We start from the raw sequence: 14,155 nt of genomic DNA, 5'->3' as shown, positions 1-14,155 counted from the left end.
GCAAATAAGGGGACAACCAAGATGTCCCCCCTCACCAATACTTCACCAGATTCTTTTTAAATTTGAATTGGAATGGGCGTAAATTTCGCCTGAATTCAGACTCTTCTTGACAGAATCGAAGCTTTGGACGCTAATTAGGCCAAGATGACGAAAAGCGTTGGCAAACGGCGCGAACACGGCGGGGAAAACCCGTCTGAGGCAGATGAAGCGGTGAGAACGGGTATGCAACTGGCTAAACCGGTCGGGCGTAACGCAGCGGCCTTGAAATATGATATACTCTCTGCGCTGACCGTTCATGCGTTGTCCGGAGACAAACATCGACAGCGCAGTATCCTGCGCATCATTGCTTTGATTACGACCCGATATAACTGGCGAAGCAATGAATTGTCGATCGGGCGTGAAGAAATTGCGCGCCTTTGGACAGTGAACGAAAGGACAGTAAAGCGCGAAATGTCCAAATTTCGCGCATTAGGCTGGGTAACGGTCAAAAGACCCGCGGCGCGTGGCAGAGTTGCGGTGTACGAAATTGACCTCAAGCAGATCATGATCGACACGCAAGAGGTCTGGCCGGTCATAGGTTCTGATTTCAACGCACGAATGACAGATGAGCCTGAATCGGAAACAAACATCGTGCCTTTCGCGATCAAGCCTGCAACCAGCGAAGTTGGCGAGGGTGATGTCTGGTCACAGGTTCAGTCGATTCTTCACGGTCGCGATCCTGAACTATGGGCCAGTTGGTTTCAGCACCTGTCCGAAGGTGAAAGGGCAGGGGGGTCTGTGACCCTTTATGCGCCGTCACGGTTCATGGCCGATTACATCTCGCAAAAGTGGAGCCAGCGTTTGCTTGCGGCGTATAGCCGGGTGGATCCCGCTGTCAGAGTTGTGCGCGTGGAATCAACCGAGTGAAGCCTGCCGGACTGATGTGAAATGGTCTTGACCAAAAGCCTTCACTGAACGGGAAAGACTAATCCAAGTAGATAAAGTCTACGCTAACGGGAGAGGTTCGCGGTGACCCGACTGTCAATGCCTGAACTTGACAGGTCGAGAGGGGCCATAGTTTACTTTGTCAGGTATCCACCCGTTGCCTGACCTGACACGTTTGTCGACCGATTGCCTGTTGAGCCTTTGTGCGCTCAGCTTCAGGAGGAGGGAGAATGAGCGAAATTTCCTATAAACAGCTCCCGGACTACGCACCGGGAAATTTGTTGGGCAGTGGCGACGGGCGCGGATGGTCTGGCATCAATTACCGAAGCTACAGGCATCTTGGGATGGAAATCGAGCTGCCGCCAATGGAAGATTTTCTGGTGATTGCCTACGACAAAGGCCGCACACCTGTGCAGCGAAAAGTGGGCAACACTTGGAGCGACTACAGCCTTGGAGTGGGTGATCTTACACTTTTGAATAAGTCAGACAGATCGGAATGGGCGTGGTCCGAAACGGTTGAAGTATCTCATGTCTATCTTAGCGCGGAACTGGTCGAGAGCGTCGCCAACGAAGTCTACGAACAGGATGTAAGCGACATTCGCTTACGGGATACTTTGAAGGCGCGCGACCCCGGTATTTCCAGATGCGTTTCGGTTATCAAAACCGAGGTCGGAGAAAACAGTGTTGGGGGCTCTTTGATCGTCGAAGCTGCAGCACGGGAGATGTCGGTCAGACTGCTGCGGAAATATGCTGACACCCGGTTTGGATCTGCCGCACGTTTTGGCAAACTCTCGCGGGCTGAAACAAAACGCGTTGTCGCTTTTGTTCAGGACCAGCTGCGCGAGAAATTGTCTTACGAACAAGCTGCGGCCGAAATGGGCCTTGGGGACTGGAATTTCATGCGCAAGTTCAAATCGACCTTCGGGCATTCCTTTCACGATTATGTCCTGACGCAGCGGGTGGAACGTGCGGTTTCCCAATTACGCAACACGCGCAAACCCATAAAGAACATAGCTTTGGATTGTGGGTTTTATGACCAACCGCACATGAACCGTGTGTTCAAGAAAATAAAGGGCGTGACACCAGGATCTTTGCGCAGAACGTGAACCGTTTTTCCCGATCCACTCGCAGGGCAGGGATAACGCGAGCCTGTGCAAGATTGTGCAAGAAATTCACAGAATCCTCCAAGAGTTTATCGGGCCAGCTTGATTGACTTAGCGGATCTTGTGCCCTGACGTTTCGGGTGATCCCGCGTCAGCGGCAGTAAGGTGCGCTGCGCGCAAGCAGCGCCGCATGGACTTAACGGGAGGATACCTATGCGGATGAACTTCGGGATTTTCATGGCTCCGTTTCACGCGCCGGGGCATAACCCAACGATTTCACTGGAAGACGATCTTGAACTGCTCCAGCATCTGGACACGCTGGGCTATGATGAGGCGTGGATCGGGGAACATCATTCCGCTGGTAGCGAGATCATCGCATCCCCTGAGATTTTCATCATGGCCGCCGCCGAGCGCACCCAGCGCATCAAACTGGGCACGGGCGTCGTGTCGATGCCCTATCACAACCCACTGTGGACAGTAGAACGCATGGTTCTGCTGGACCATCTCACGCGCGGGCGCGTGATGTTCGGTATGGGGCCAGGTGCCCTGCCTACGGATGCATCCATGCTTGGCCTCGAACCTCAGCAGATGCGCCCGATCTTTGAGGAATACATTGATATTGCCTATAAATTGCTGACGACGGACGAACCGGTCAACTACCAGTCTGATCGCCTGACGTTGAAAGATGCGCGGCTGCATCTGCGTCCGTATTCCGATCCGTTGTTCGATCTGGCTGTAGCTGCCGTGGCCTCGCCTTCCGGAGCAAAACTGGCCGGGCGCTACGGGGCTGGGCTGCTGTCATTGGGCGCAACCGTTGCCGTGGGCATGGATGTTCTTGCACATCACTGGACCATTCAGGAACAGGCAGCGGCAGAATATGGTCAGGTCGCGGATCGTGCGAAATGGCGGCTGGTCGGGTTGATGCACCTTGCGGAAACCGAAGAACAGGCCCGCGAAGATGTGAAATACGGAATGACCCAATGGTTCAGGTATTTCCAGAACGTGGCAGCCTTCCCGCAGATGGCTGTCGAAGGTGGCAATCTGGATGAGATGATTGATTTCGTGAATGGCGGTCTGGGTGTAATCGGCACGCCCGAAATGATGGTCAAGCAGATCAACGAACTTGTCGAACAAAGCAATGGCGGGTTCGGTGCTTACCTGACGCTTGCGCATAACTGGGCGAACAAGGCTGCGACGTCAAAAAGCTTTGAGCTTTTTGCGCGCGAAGTCATGCCGCATTTCCAGTCTTCCGGTGGCGGTTTGCATGCAGCCGCAGACCGTGCGCAAGCGCGCCGTGATGGGCTGGCAGAGAAGCAACTGAAGGCAGTGGCCGAAGCCACGGAACGGTATGAAAAAGAAACCGGAACTGCAGGTTAGGGTTCAGGTTTTCTTGTCTTTACTGCCAGGCAATCAAGGGTCACGCGCCACGCAATGTTGCGCGCGTGGCTCTGTCTCACGCAAGGTTGCACAGTTATGAGCACCCCAAAAACAACGGCTTCGGAACACGAATCCGTGGACGAAACGGCGTTCCGCCAAGCTTGCGGTCACTTTCCCACAGGTGTCGCGATTGTCACCGCTTTGGATGTTGAGGGGCGGCCAATTGGGCTGACGTCAAACAGCTTTACCTCGGCTGCACTGTCGCCGCCGATGGTGCTTTGGACGATCGGCCCCAAATCGCGCAGCTTCGACAGCTTTGCGCGCGCACGGTTTTATGCGGTTCATATTCTGCGCGACGAACAAAAAGAGATTGCCGCGCATTTTGCTGGTCGCAGCGACGACAAGTTCAGGGATCTGGAATGGCAGGCTGGCACGCAAGGGCTTCCGATCCTGCCGGATTTCTCGGTGTGCATGGAATGCGCTGTTGAAGACGTGCACCCCTGTGGCAATCAAAGGCTCATGATTGGTCGCGTGGTGAATATCCGGCAAAACGAGAGTACCGGTTCACTGTTTTATTTCCATAGCACCTTCGGCGCGCTTGATCGTCCGGTGACCGATCAGTGAGGAGGACCAAAGGCGTTGGTCTTTGGCATGTCCGTTCCTTTCCCGGGCCGCTTGAGCAACTTGGTCTGTGCCTTACTGGACAGCACAATTGAATCGCTTTAGTGATGTAATGTTATTACAAAACAGAGCTTGCGATGTTTATGACCCATGCCTCCCAAACTCAGCCAGAGCAAACTGACGACCTACGCGTTCCCGTGACGTTGCTTACGGGTTTTCTGGGGGCAGGGAAAACAACGTTGCTGAACCAGGTGCTTTCGGATTCATCTTCGGGGCGCATTGCGGTCATTGTGAATGAGTTTGGTGAAGCAGGGCTGGACCATGACCTGATCGAAACGGTGAACGGCGATGTCATGCTGATGTCGTCGGGTTGTTTGTGTTGTTCCATCCGTGGTGATCTGTCGGACACTTTTGTCAAACTGCTCGCGCGGCGGGATGAAGGTATGCTCAGCTTTGACAGGGTGGTGATTGAAACCACAGGGCTGGCAGATCCGGGACCGATCCTTCAGACGCTGCTGGTGGATTCATTTCTTGCGCGCAATACACGCATGGATGGTGTCGTTACGGTGGTGGATGCGGTGAACGGACCCGCGACACTGGATGCCCAATTCGAGGCCGTGTCGCAGGTCGCGATGGCCGATCTGATCGTGCTGAGCAAAACAGACCTTGTTTCCAAAGCTTCAGCGAAAGCCGTGACTGACAGACTGCGCGATCTGAATCCGACGGCCGACATTCTTCGCCGGTCAGATCATGAATTCGCATTGAAAAAGCTTTGGAACCTGACGAGCATGCGCGAGGACGCGCATCAACACGAGGCTATTTCCTGGACGACACCGAAGGTGGTCAACGATCCACTGGGCAACCTTTCAGGGTTGATGGCAACGTCCGTCTCAAAACCTGTGACGACATCCGAGTTTAGTCGCCATGACACTGATATCTCATCCGTTTCGATTGTTCTGGACGAGGCGTTGGATGACGCGGTTTTTGACAAGTGGTTTGACACTTTGATCGCCTACAAGGGTTACGACATCCTGCGCGTGAAAGGTATTTTGTTTCTCGAAGGGATCGAGACGCCGTTTGCGTTTCACGGTGTCCAGCACATCTTTGACCCGCCAGTTCCGTTGAAGAACTGGACCGGCAATGACCGGCGGACACGTATCGTGTTGATTGGCCGCAACCTGAGCAAACCCGAGATACAGCGAAGCCTTGATTTGCTTCGCAAACCTGAGCACGCCGACGCGATGTCTGTTCAAGCCGCGCGGGGCAGTGATTGAAACGCTGACCTGTGCGGACTGGCGCGGTCAATAGAACGACATGCTGATTTCGCCTAGGTTTCTAGGTCAAAGTCGACACAGCGAAATCAAAGTCTTCGTTGTATTGCGCACTTAGGAAGTCAACGAACCGTTTGTGAAATTGTCGCGTATGTTCATGGGCCAAATGGTCCGCGCGCGCGATGTCACGGTCCCGGATCGCTGTGATCATGTCCTCGTGTTCTGACCCCAATAGGGTGTCGGTGGCTGAAGATTGAATATAGTCGAAGTGCATATGAAGGATACGGCGGCCTTCGTCCAAAAGCTGGCCATAGGCGCGCGCCAAATACGGGTTTTTACCTGCCTGGGCGATGGTCATGTGAAAGTCGCGATTGCTGGCGGACATTGCGAGATAGTCGTTTGCAACACAGGCTTGGTCAAACGCCTCTGCTTCCTTCTTCATCAGTTCTATCTCGCTGTCGGATCTGTTTTGCGCGGCAAGCCTTGTGTTGATCCGCTGCAGGAAATCCAAAGCTTCGACATAACGGGGAAACTCGGTCAAGTTGATCGGCGCGACAAGGGTCGAGCGGTTCGAAAGCATGACCACCAGCCCTTCGGCGGATAAACGGACAAGCGCTTCGCGTACGGGCGAGCGCGACATGGCAAACCGTTCCGACAGGCCGGTTTCATCGAGTGGCGTTCCTGGTTTCAACGCCAGGGACAGAATCTCGTGTTTGAGGGTCTCGTAGACGAATTTTGACCCTCCGCCCTTGGCGCGTTTCTTCGTTTCCATCTGTTTTCTGCTCATTTCCATTTTTCCCACAGTGAAGCGAAGACCCGAGAAGAGGTTTGTATCAACAACAAGCATTTAGGCAGGATGTTGACAAGGCATCGGCTGACAAACGGTAGCTTGCTGTCTGAGGCACCGTATCGTGGCGCGGTTTTATGCAGGAGGCCAGTAACACAAACACCAAGTTGTACCTGTGCCGTTCCGTAGCTCCATTTGGTTGGTTTCGCGCGTGTGAATCTTGTCGACATATAATCGACAATATGCGAAATCACGGAAAGGAACCACAAAGGAATCAAGTCCCCGGTCGACTGCTGTTGCCGTGTTCCCGCTCTGAAAAGAGCGCCAGTATCGGTTGCGCGTTTTGACGGTGGTTCTTCCCCACTGTTGGGCGGCAGGGGGATTTGCGATGCGAGGAAAAGAGGACCGTAAATGAGCTTTAACGTCAAACTTTCGGGTGTCATGCCTGCATTGGTCACTCCTTTCGGTGCGGATGACCAAATCAATTTCACTGCTTTTGAAAACCTGCTGACCCATTTTCGCGACGCGGGTGTGACCGGTTGGGTCCCGAACGGTTCGACCGGGGAATATTTCAGCCAGTCCACCGATGAGCGCCGTCAGGTGCTGAAATTCGTCAAGGATTTCGCCAAGGACGATGAGATCTTGATCGCAGGCACCAATGCCCCGGCTACCCGCGAAGTGATCCAACAGACAGCAATGGCGAAAGAGATCGGGTATGACAACGTTCTGCTCGCGCCTCCGTTTTATACGCGCCCCACGCAGGACGAATTGATCAAGCATTACGAAACGGTTCTGGCCGAGGTCGATGTGAACATCGTGCTCTATAGCTATCCGCTCAAGGATGGTGCCGACATCTCATTTGATCTGATGGACCATTTTGCCGACAATCCGCGCGTGATTGGCATCAAGGAAAGTTCGGGTGTTTTGCAGCGCGCGATCGACATCGCGTCACGTTATGAGGGCAAAATTCAGTTGGTTTCGGGGTCTGACGACATCGCGTTGGACTTCATGTTCTGGGGGGCTGACAGCTGGATCTGCGGGCCGTCGAATTGCATGGCCAGGGCCTGCTGCGAGCTGGACCGGCTTTACAAGGCGGGTGAGTTGGTGGCTGCCAAAGACCTCATGAAAAAGCTGTATCGGGCCATGAACATTCTTGAGAGCGGAAAGTTCGTGCAGAAGATCAAATTTGGGGCTGAGTTGCAGGGACTGGATGTGGGTGAATGCCGCGCGCCGCTGGGCCCGTTGACCGAGGCGGAAAAAGCCGAGTTTTCTGAGGCCATGCAACCCATTCTGGCGATGTAATCGCATCTCTGAGTGATGGCTCTGACAGGTCATCACTCAGTCTGCGGAGGGTGGCGCCAGGTGCAATCGGATCAGTCTAAACACAGCGTTGTTGTTGGAGCAGGTATCATAGGCTCTGCCATAGCGTATGAGCTGCAAAAACGCGGTGGTCAGGTGACGCTGATCGACGCCGATACGCCGGGTCGCGGGGCGTCTTACGGCAACATGGCCTCGATTGCAGTGACGGAGTTTATGCCTGTCTCGCGCCCGTCAGTCTGGCGGCAGACGCCCGGCTGGCTTCTGCATCCCGAAGGTCCGATACGTGTTTCTCCGAGATACGCACCGCATTTGATTCCCTGGTTTGCCCGGTTTTTCTGGGCCGGGCGGCCATCGAAACTGCGCCAACTGGAAGCACAAGGCGCGGCCCTGTGCCAGCGTTCCTTGGCCGATACCGAGAACCTGATGGCCGAGCTGGGCTTGGCCGGTGATCTGAGCACAACAGGCTGCCTGTCGCTTTATGCAAGTGAGGCCGAGTTCATTGCAGATCAGGAGCGGCTGGATATGCTGGACCGCCATGGATTTGGCTAAGAGATGCTGAACCGGGATGCTCTGCACGATCTGGAGCCCGAAATCTCTCCGGTCATTCAAAAGGCGGTACTGCTGCCCGATAACCGAACGGTGCGCGATCCTTATGCCTTTGTAACCCGTCTGGTTGAGGCGTTAGTGAGCCGGGGTGGTCAGGTTCAACGCGGCAAGGTGTCCGGTTTTGAGCGAGCCGAGCGGCTCACCAGCGTGCGGCTAGAAGATGGGCGCCAGATAAAAGCGGATCAGGTCGTTCTTGCCGCCGGAGCCTTTACGGCTCGGTTGTCAAAGAAGCTGGATGAGCCCATCCCGCTTGAGACTGAGCGCGGTTATCACACCCAGATCAACGCGCCGGGCATCCGTTTGGATCATTCGATCATCTGGCCTGCCATGGCATTCATGGTGTCACCCACTGCTGGCGGTATCCGGGTGGGCGGCACGGTTGAAATGGCCGGTCTGGACGCTGCCCCGAATTGGCGGCGTTCAAAGATCACGGTCGGACGTGCCCGCAAGGCTCTGCCGAACCTCAGGATCGACAATTCCAGCGAATGGATGGGCCATCGCCCTGCCTTCCCGGACACGGTGCCGGTGATGTCTGCGTCGGCCAAGGTTTCCGGGGTTTATTATGCCACAGGTCATGGCCATCTGGGCCTGACCTATGCGGCGACAACCGCTAAGCTGATGGGACAACTTATTTCGGGTGAATTGCCCGATATCGATTTGAACCCCTATCGGATAGATCGATTTTGACACTGAAACAGGAGCGGATCATGGCCGAGAAAACATGTTTAGTTATTGGTGGTGGACGCGGGATGGGTGCCGCAACGGCACGCGAGATGCACGCGCGGGGGTACCAATTGGCGCTGATGTCGCCTTCGGACTCCTGCGAGTTACTGGCGCAGGAACTGGGCGGCGTCGCGCATCGAGGCAAGGCAGAGAATGCCGCCGATACACAGGCCGCCTTCGATCTGGCCATGGCCACTTACGGACGTATTGATGCCTGCCTGATCCATGTGGGGGGTCCGCCAAAGGGTGATTTGCTGGATATTCCCGAAGAAGACTGGGACCGCGCGCATGAGATGGTTCTGAAACCCGTTATACGCATGGCCAAGCTTCTGGCCCCGGTGATGGAGGCGCAGGGTGGTGGCTCAATCGTCAATATCACCACATTTTCAGCCTTCGAACCGTCGCTGACCTTTCCGACCTCAAGTGTTTATCGTGTGGGTGTATCCAGTTTTACCAAACAGTTTTCAGATCGCTATGGCCCGGCGAATATTCGCATGAACTGTTTGTTGCCGGGATTCACCGACAGTCTGGATCTGCCGCATAAATTTGCGGAAATGTCCGCGCTGGGCCGGTTGGCAAGGGCCGAAGAACAAGCGAAGGCGGCTGCCTTCCTGCTGAGCGACGACAGCAGCTATATCACCGGCCAATCCTTGCGCGTCGATGGTGGCGTCACCCGGCATATGTGAGCGGATCATGCAGGTCGAAAAGCCAGCCCGACAGTTGCGTTTGGGATTTGTCGGAACCGGAGTGATCACCGAGGCGGTTGTGACCGGCCTTTTGGCGACCGATCTGGAAATAGCAGAGGTTCACGTAACCAAACGCAACCAAGAAGTGTCCGCGCGTCTGGCCGCCAGCAGCGCGCGGGTGCAGGTTCACGCGTCCGCTCAGGCGGTTGTTGATTGCTCTGATCTGGTGTTTCTGGCCGTCCGTCCGCAAGATGCCCGTTCAGTGCTGTCTCCGCTGACGTTTTCCGAAGGACAACAAGTGTGCAGCCTGATCGCCACGCTGACCCATGAAGTTTTGCAAGGCTGGATTGGCACGCACGTGCGCCTGTTTCGATCAATCCCTCTGCCATCGGTCGCCCACCATCGCGGTGTCACGGTCCTGTTTCCGCATGACCCGTTGGGTGAGGATCTGTTTGGTGCGTTGGGCACAGTGGTCAGTGCCAAAACGGTAGAGGAGTTCGATGCCTTTGCTGCAGCCAGCGCGCTGATGGGCACGTATTTTGGCGTGCTGGGTGCAGCCGCGGACTGGATGCAATCCAATGGGATTGGGCGGGTGGACGCGCAGCGCTATCTGAGCGGCGTTTTTTCTGGGCTGGCGCACACGATGATGGAAGATCGTGACAAGCCTTATGAAACGCTGCGGGTTGAACACTCCACCCCGGCTGGGTTGAACGCGCAATTGTTCGAAGTCTTTGCAGATGCCCGTGGTCCCGACGCATTAAAGGCGGGGCTCGACAGCGTTTTGCAGCGGTTGTCTGATGCCCGCAAAACATCTGGTGGAGGCGTCAAATGACGCGTCATCTGCACGGAAAAACCGTTCTGCTGACGGGGGCTACCGGGTCGATTGGCCAGGCCATCGCACGCGAATTGGCGGCTGAAGGCGCGCGTGTTCTGCTGCACTATAACAGCAATGCAGCCGGTGCTGACGCTCTGGCGACCGATCTCGGGCAGGGGGCTATTGCGCTTGTGGCCTTTACCCAGAATCTGGCCCGCGACTATGCGCCTGACAACATTCGGGTGAATGGTGTGGCCCCGGGCGAGGTTCGGACACCGATGTTGGAAAGCAATCTGGCGCGTTCGGGCCGAAGTCTTGATGACCTGAATGCGCTGGTGCCGTTTGGTCGGATTGGCGAGCCCGATGAGATCGCCGCGCTTGTTGCCTTCCTGGCATCGGACGAGGCGCAATATCTGTGTGGGTCGGTGGTGGAAATCACGGGTGCTCAGGCGGTGGCCTGAAGTAACGAGAAGGGAGAAACCATGCGCTGGTCCAGAACGCTGCAAACAGTCGATGTGCATTGTGCCGGTGAAATTGGCCGGGTGGTTACAGGAGGAGTGCTGGACATCCCCGGCGCAACAATGGCTGACAAGCTGGACCATCTGAACAAGGTCGATGACAGCTTGCGCCAGCTGCTTTGTTCGGAACCTCGTTCTGCCCCGGCAGGATCTTTTTGCCTGTTGGTTCCAGCTTGCGATCCGCAGGCAGATATTGGGTTCATTGTGCTGCAGCCGGATCAGGCGCACGCGATGTCAGGTTCGAACGCCATGTGCGCTGTGACGGCTCTGTTGGAAACTGGGATGATCCCGATAACCGGCCCCGAAACCGTTATCACGCTGGACACAGCGGCGGGCCTTGTACGGGCACGGGCCACATGTGAAGACGGGAAGGTAACGCGGGTTTCGCTGGATATGCCGCCCGCTTTTGTGGCCAAGAAGGACGTTGAAATTCAAACGCCCGATTGGGGAACAATCCGCTATGATCTGTGTTTCGGCGGTGTCTTCTATGCACTGGTCGATGTGGATCAGGTCGGGTTGTCGATTACGCCGGACAACGCCCGCGCGCTTGCAACGCAGGGCGTTGCCCTGCGCAATCTGATTGCCGAAATCGAGGACGCTCCGCACCCGACCACGTCGGCCCTGAACGGTTTGGCCTATGTCATGTTCCGGTCGACAGATCCTGATGGCGCTGTGCGAACCTGCACAACACTGCGTCCGGGCCGCGCGGACAGATCGCCTTGTGGCACCGGATCGAATGCCAACATGGCAGTGCGCCACGCAACGGGGTTGGCCTTGCCCGGCGACAGGGTCGTGTCACGTTCGATTATCGGCGGAGAGTTCACAACCGAGCTGTTGAGCCTCACCAAAGTGGGGCCCTATCAAGCCACCCAAAACCGTGTTTCCGGGCAATGTTGGATCTATGGGATCAGCCAGATCGGATTGGATCCAAGCGACCCGTTTCCAAATGGTTTCAGACTGTCAGACACCTGGGGTGGTTAGCGATTGAGGCCGCTTAAACAGCGCGTCCAGATTTCAGCCCTGCACGATCATGACCGCGCATTTTGCATGGCGTACAACCTTGGCAGCGTTTGGACCCAGCGGATAATCGCGACATTAGTGGCAATTGGCTTGCGGGTGAAACCAAGTGTGACGATTCAAAAGACAATCAAGAGCACTATCGTTGCCAGACCCCATAGCGTCATCTGGTAGTGCGTATTCTGCGCGCCTTCGTGGCAAAACCAATAACAGAACCAGTTTCCTACGATCAAAAAGCCAGCCCAGGTGGCGGTGAACAACAAAACCCCCAGCACCCCGATTGCTCTGGCGTTGGCTGGTTCAATCACACCTATGGTGGCGAGGATCAGCGAAGCGACTCCGATCCAAAGCGTAAGCGTCGCGAGGCCCTCCCAGCAAACAATCAGTTTGAACAGAATCTTTTGAATAGCGGGGTTTTCGATGCTGCGATGGGCGACGACCTCATACGCCTCGGGGTACTCTTCTTGCATCCGCTCCATGCTAAGCACTTGCGCGGTGAACGTTTCGTTGAGGTCCGGATGCAAAACGTTCTCGACGAACCCAGTGCTCAACCAAGCCGCAAGGAAAAATACTGCTGCGGATTGCGCAACGAGGACCATTATTTCTAACAAAATAACCTACTCCGCCAATGTGACGGGGTGGTCTGTGCCACCCCGTCGCGTTTTAGCTCCAGTACATTTGGGCCGGGCGTATTTCCAAGGAAATATGCTGAGCTGCACCGCCAAGCCCTTCGCGCGTGTGGTTATAAAGCGACCGCCAATACGGTTGGATCGTGACACCGTCTTCGCGGACAATCTGTTCGCCCTGCGCCATCAATTCGCGACGTTTCTCAACGTCTGGCGTCGCAAGCGCTTGTTCGAGGATTGCGTCGAAGTCCGGATTGGACCAGCCGAACTCGTTCCATGGCTCACCTGACCGATAGGCCAGCGCCCAGATTTGGACGCCCAGCGGACGGTGGTTCCAGTTGGTTGAGCTGAACGGGTACTTTGCCCAGTCATTCCAGAACGTCGATCCCGGCAGAACCGTGCGCTTGACCTTGATACCGGCGTCTCTGAGTTGAGCAGCAACGGCGTCCGTGGTGTCTTTGCGCCACGCATCGTCGATTGACAGCAGCTCGTGCTCATAGTCTTCCATTCCGGCTTCTTTGATCAATTCAAGTGCTCGGGCAGGATCATAGGTTGGCATACCGATATCGGCATATTCCGGATGTGCAGGGCCGACATGGTGGTTGGCGGCAACAGCTCCTCTTCCGCCATACCCAAGTTCAAGCAGAACGGCGTTATCCACTGCCATTGAAATAGCCTGACGGACACGTTTGTCGGCATAAGGCTGCACGCCGTCAACTTCGGCCTGTTGGTTGGGGCGGATAACGATAGTCGCCATGGTGACGACCTCGTTTTCAACCCAGCCGTCCAGCCCGGTCAGGATGTCAATGAACTCGCCTTCCGAGATATAGACCATGTCGATCTCGCCGGCATCCGCCGCCGCAAGGTGGGCCGATGGGTCGGTTCCGAAGTCGATGAACTCGATGCGGTCGAGCCAGGCGCCGTTGCCGGCATTCCACCAGGTGTGGTCGTCATTGCGGACCAGAACGCCTTTTACGCCAACCTCAAGGCTTTCCGGCAAGTAAGCACCGGTCCCAATCGGGTTACCCAGCATATTTTCCGCGTCATGCGTCGGATGCACGATGGCCGCTGGATAATCTGCCATGCCGGCGATCAGCGAAATGTCCGGGCGCGGCAGGTTCAGCTGAACCGTGTGAGTGTCGACAACTTCGATAGCACCTTCCAGCGCGCGCTCTGTTTCCGGATCGACCAGAACCGAGAAACGCCCGGCCATGGAGTTCCCTTCCACCGACTTGTCGCACCAACCGGTGATGTTGCGCGCCACATCGTCGGCGGTAAATTCGTCGCCATTATTCCAGGTCACACCTTTTCGAACGTTCAGAGTATAGGTTTGCGCATCATCCGAAATCTCCCAACTCTCCAGCAGCGCGGGCGAAAAGGTTCCATCGTTTTCGTATGCGACAAGGTTTTCCAGCCAGCCTTTGGCAAAATTCGCGATTTCGTTCCAGTCAAATGTACGCGGGTCCTTCAGGCCGCGTACATCCATCTGAATACGCACCGTACCGCCTTGTTTTGGTTCAGTGGCAGCCTGGGCGGGCGCGGGCAGACCCAGCATCGCATAAGCTGTGGCTGCTGTTGCCCCGAATGAACTGGCGATGGCCAGAAATTCACGGCGGTTCACCGCATCGTTGCCGACCTTCCTGGCCTGATCGGTGATCACTTGCGGCAGTGGTTTCCCTGTACGGGTTCTGAAAGTCATGTGTTTTCCTCTCTGTTGGTCGTGAGGTGGACCCCTCGGTGTGTGCGGCGTGGTTTCGCCATG

Annotated in this window: 13 protein-coding genes and 1 pseudogene; 11 read left to right on the top strand and 3 right to left on the bottom strand. The window is 55.9% G+C overall.

All coding sequences use genetic code 11. The features are described from left to right. Positions 1-144 precede the first annotated feature (144 nt). The 5 genes from GOV90_RS09115 (at position 145) to GOV90_RS09095 (ending at position 5,299) form a co-directional block, all read left to right on the top strand. Positions 145-906, top strand: a complete 762-nt coding sequence (locus GOV90_RS09115; protein WP_253284791.1) for a DnaA N-terminal domain-containing protein — start codon at positions 145-147, stop codon at positions 904-906. Between the two features lie 248 nt (positions 907-1,154). Further along, positions 1,155-2,030, top strand: a complete 876-nt coding sequence (locus GOV90_RS09110) for a helix-turn-helix domain-containing protein (RefSeq protein ID WP_171095419.1) — start codon at positions 1,155-1,157, stop codon at positions 2,028-2,030. Positions 2,031-2,240: 210 nt separating this feature from the next. Beyond that, positions 2,241-3,404, top strand: a complete 1,164-nt coding sequence (locus GOV90_RS09105) for an LLM class flavin-dependent oxidoreductase (RefSeq protein ID WP_171095417.1) — start codon at positions 2,241-2,243, stop codon at positions 3,402-3,404. 96 nt (positions 3,405-3,500) lie between these two features. Further along, positions 3,501-4,028 (top strand): flavin reductase family protein, encoded by a 528-nt coding sequence (locus tag GOV90_RS09100; RefSeq protein ID WP_171095415.1) that lies wholly within the window; start codon positions 3,501-3,503, stop codon positions 4,026-4,028. Positions 4,029-4,168: 140 nt separating this feature from the next. Then, on the top strand, positions 4,169-5,299 hold the full coding sequence (locus tag GOV90_RS09095) for a GTP-binding protein (protein ID WP_171095413.1): 1,131 nt from the start codon (positions 4,169-4,171) through the stop codon (positions 5,297-5,299). A gap of 61 nt (positions 5,300-5,360) precedes the next feature. Here GOV90_RS09095 and GOV90_RS09090 read toward each other — a convergent pair whose 3' ends face one another. After that, complete coding sequence (locus GOV90_RS09090; RefSeq protein WP_171095411.1) at positions 5,361-6,083, bottom strand: GntR family transcriptional regulator; 723 nt, start codon at positions 6,081-6,083, stop codon at positions 5,361-5,363. A 411-nt stretch (positions 6,084-6,494) separates the two neighbouring features. Here GOV90_RS09090 and GOV90_RS09085 point away from each other — a divergent pair, with 411 nt between their 5' ends. The 6 genes and pseudogenes from GOV90_RS09085 (at position 6,495) to GOV90_RS09060 (ending at position 11,731) form a co-directional block, all read left to right on the top strand. Next, positions 6,495-7,385, top strand: coding sequence for a dihydrodipicolinate synthase family protein (locus GOV90_RS09085; protein WP_171095410.1), 891 nt, complete (start codon positions 6,495-6,497; stop codon positions 7,383-7,385). Between the two features lie 15 nt (positions 7,386-7,400). Beyond that, positions 7,401-8,696, top strand: a pseudogene (locus GOV90_RS21155) (NAD(P)/FAD-dependent oxidoreductase). Between the two features lie 20 nt (positions 8,697-8,716). After that, a complete protein-coding gene (locus GOV90_RS09075; RefSeq protein ID WP_171095408.1) occupies positions 8,717-9,418 on the top strand; it encodes an SDR family oxidoreductase in 702 nt (233 codons plus the stop codon). A 7-nt stretch (positions 9,419-9,425) separates the two neighbouring features. Beyond that, positions 9,426-10,250 (top strand): pyrroline-5-carboxylate reductase, encoded by an 825-nt coding sequence (locus GOV90_RS09070; protein WP_171095406.1) that lies wholly within the window; start codon positions 9,426-9,428, stop codon positions 10,248-10,250. After that, on the top strand, positions 10,247-10,693 hold the full coding sequence (locus tag GOV90_RS09065) for an SDR family oxidoreductase (RefSeq protein WP_171095404.1): 447 nt from the start codon (positions 10,247-10,249) through the stop codon (positions 10,691-10,693). Before GOV90_RS09070 ends, GOV90_RS09065 begins: the two co-directional genes overlap by 4 nt. Before the next feature lie 21 nt (positions 10,694-10,714). Then, entirely contained in the window at positions 10,715-11,731 is a 1,017-nt protein-coding gene (locus GOV90_RS09060) for a proline racemase family protein (protein WP_171095402.1), read from the top strand. Between the two features lie 155 nt (positions 11,732-11,886). On the opposite strand, the gene GOV90_RS09055 is transcribed toward GOV90_RS09060, so the two are convergent. Both GOV90_RS09055 and GOV90_RS09050 read right to left on the bottom strand, forming a co-directional pair. After that, positions 11,887-12,366, bottom strand: a complete 480-nt coding sequence (locus tag GOV90_RS09055) for a DUF2165 family protein (RefSeq protein ID WP_254441801.1) — start codon at positions 12,364-12,366, stop codon at positions 11,887-11,889. A 64-nt stretch (positions 12,367-12,430) separates the two neighbouring features. Then, complete coding sequence (locus tag GOV90_RS09050; RefSeq protein ID WP_171095399.1) at positions 12,431-14,092, bottom strand: ABC transporter substrate-binding protein; 1,662 nt, start codon at positions 14,090-14,092, stop codon at positions 12,431-12,433. Positions 14,093-14,155: the final 63 nt, after the last annotated feature.

Source organism: Ruegeria sp. HKCCA5929, from assembly GCF_013034525.1.
Lineage (GTDB): Bacteria > Pseudomonadota > Alphaproteobacteria > Rhodobacterales > Rhodobacteraceae > Ruegeria.
Note: the sequence above shows the minus strand (reverse complement) of the source record. Positions and strands in the feature narration are given on the sequence as shown.